The sequence below is a fragment of the Streptomyces turgidiscabies Car8 genome (assembly GCF_000331005.1).
Lineage (GTDB): Bacteria > Actinomycetota > Actinomycetes > Streptomycetales > Streptomycetaceae > Streptomyces > Streptomyces turgidiscabies.
In genome coordinates this window covers 1-2,398 of the sequence record NZ_AEJB01000636.1, presented here as the reverse complement: position 1 = coordinate 2,398, position 2,398 = coordinate 1, and the positions used below count along the sequence as shown (strand labels likewise).

Genomic DNA, 2,398 nt, shown 5'->3' with positions numbered 1-2,398 from the left:
GGACAACCGGCGGCCCCGCAGGCTCCGTACGGCCAGGCACCCGGCCAGCCAGGATCGCTGCCGCCCGGGTACGGCCAGCCGCAGGCGCCCCAGGCCCCGCCCGGCCCGCCCGGCCCGCCCGGTCACGGGCAGCAGACCGCGCCCCCCGGCTACGGGCAGCAGCCCCCGTTCGGGCAGGTCCCCGGCCAGCAGGCCGCCTACGGGGTGCCCCAGGGTGTACCCCAGGGCGGCGGACAGGGCGCCGGTGTGACGGCCGCGCTCCAGCAGTTCAAGGAGACGCCGACCGGGCAGCGCTGGACGCAGCAGAACAAGAAGCTGATCCGTGTCGACCTGGGCATGGGCGGTCAGCCCGTGCTGGCCCGGCAGGGCAGCATGGTGCTCTACCAGGGCAAGGTCGACTTCAGCTACAAGGGTGCCGGATTCGCCGGCCGGATGGTGGGCAACGCGACCGGCCAGGAGATGCAGCTGATGCGCTGCACCGGCCAGGGGCAGGTGTTCCTCGCCGACAACGCCACGATGCTGCACCCCATCGAGCTTCAGGGTGACGGCATCTGCGTGTCCGCCGAGAACGTCCTCGCGTTCGACGAGAGCCTGCACTACGAGGTCCGTCGCGTGGAGGGACACGGCATCCCCGGCGGTGCGCTGTTCACCATGCAGTTCACGGGCACCGGCACCATCGTCGTGAAGACGCACGGCGTCCCCGTCGTCCTGCCCGTCACGCCCACCACGTTCGCCGACTGCAACGCCGTGGTCGCCTGGTCGGCCGCCTCCCAGGTGGTCGTCTCCAGCCAGGTACGGATGCGTCGCAACGCCTACCCGGGCGACACCGGAGAGGGCGTCAACCTCCAGTTCCGGGGCGCGCCCGGCAACTTCATCGTCGTCCAGCCGTACGAGATCTGAGGGAGCCCGCCATGAACCAGCCGCTCGCGGGCTACGCGCCCGCACCCGTCACCGCTCGCATGGAAAACCACGGCAACCACATGCTGAAGGTCGCCATGCAGACCGGAAACGACCTCCTCGCGCGCGTGGGGTCGATGGTCGCCTACGAAGGCTTCGTCCAGTACGAGCCCAACCCGCCGGCCGTGCGCCAGATCGCCAAGGACTGGATGACCGGGGAGGGCGCGCCCCTGATGAAGTGTTCCGGGGACGGTCTGCTCTATCTCGCGGACTACGGCGCGAACGTGATCGTGATCAACCTGAACGGCGACGGCATCTCCGTCAACGCCACCAACCTGCTCGCCTTCGACGCACACCTCACCTGGGGCGTCGAGCGGGTCAAGGGGCTGGCGAAGTTCGCCGGGCAGGGCCTGTGGAACACCAAGATCTCCGGGCAGGGCTGGGTCGCGCTGACCTCCCGGGGCAAGCCGATCGTCGTCGACTGCGGCGGCGGCGAGGACGAGACGTACGTCGACCCGGACGCGCTCGTCGCCTGGTCCCCGAACCTCAAGGTGAAGGGCAAGCGCAGCTTCAAGGCGCAGTCGCTCATCGGCCGCGGCAGTGGCGAGGCCTTCCAGATGGCCTTCTCCGGCCAGGGCATCGTCGTCGTCCAGCCCAGCGAGGACAGCACCGACCGTCTCCGGTTCCGGGGCTGAGGGGAAGCCAGAACGCCATGCAGAGCCCACTTTTCGCGCACAACGACTCGCAGACCCAGGAACGCTGGAGTCTGCAGAACAAGCAGATGCTCCGGATCACCCTGGAGGGCCACGACGACATCCTCGCCCGCAAGGGCACGATGGTCGCCTACCAGGGCCTGATGGAGTTCGACGCCGAGTACCAGAGCAGCAACCAGGGCCGCTCACGCGCGCACACGGGCGAGGGCCTGGACCTGATGCGCTGCCACGGGCAGGGCACGGTCTATCTCGCCAACCTCGCCCAGCACATCCATTTCGTGGACGTGGAACAGGACGGGCTGACCGTCGACAGCAGTTACGTGCTGGCGATGGACTCCGGGCTGCACCACGAGGTCATCGCCGTGGACAGCCTCTACGGCATCTCCGGTTCCGGGAAGTACCAGCTCAACATCACCGGCCGCGGCAGGGTCGCCCTGATGACCTCGGGCGCGCCGCTGATGATGCAGGTGACGCCGGACAAGTACGTCAACTGCGACGCCGACGCGATCGTCGCCTGGTCGACCGGCCTGCGGGTGCAGATGCAGGCCCAGACACACACGTCCGGCGTATGGCGGCGACGTGGCAACACCGGCGAGGGCTGGGAACTCAGCTTCATGGGCAGCGGTTTCGCGCTGGTTCAGCCCAGCGAGCTGCTGCCGCCGCAGAACGCTCAGATCGGCCAGGGCGCCGCGGCCCAGTTCGGTATGGGACAGCACGGGGCCCGGGCGCAGAACCAGGGCAACGTCTGGAGCTAGCAGCACCGGACAAGTAAGGGGCGATGGGTAAGG

At 69.1% G+C, this 2,398-nt stretch carries 3 protein-coding genes; all 3 read left to right on the top strand.

Annotated features, from left to right (window positions below; genetic code table 11):
- On the top strand, positions 1–900 hold a 900-nt coding region (locus tag STRTUCAR8_RS44350; RefSeq protein WP_044473955.1), incomplete at its 5' end, for an AIM24 family protein.
- 11 nt (positions 901–911) lie between these two features.
- Positions 912–1,592 (top strand): AIM24 family protein, encoded by a 681-nt coding sequence (locus STRTUCAR8_RS44345; RefSeq protein ID WP_044473954.1) that lies wholly within the window; start codon positions 912–914, stop codon positions 1,590–1,592.
- 17 nt (positions 1,593–1,609) lie between these two features.
- Positions 1,610–2,365: an AIM24 family protein gene (locus tag STRTUCAR8_RS44340; protein ID WP_044473953.1), complete on the top strand. Its 756-nt coding sequence runs from the start codon at positions 1,610–1,612 to the stop codon at positions 2,363–2,365.
- Positions 2,366–2,398: the final 33 nt, after the last annotated feature.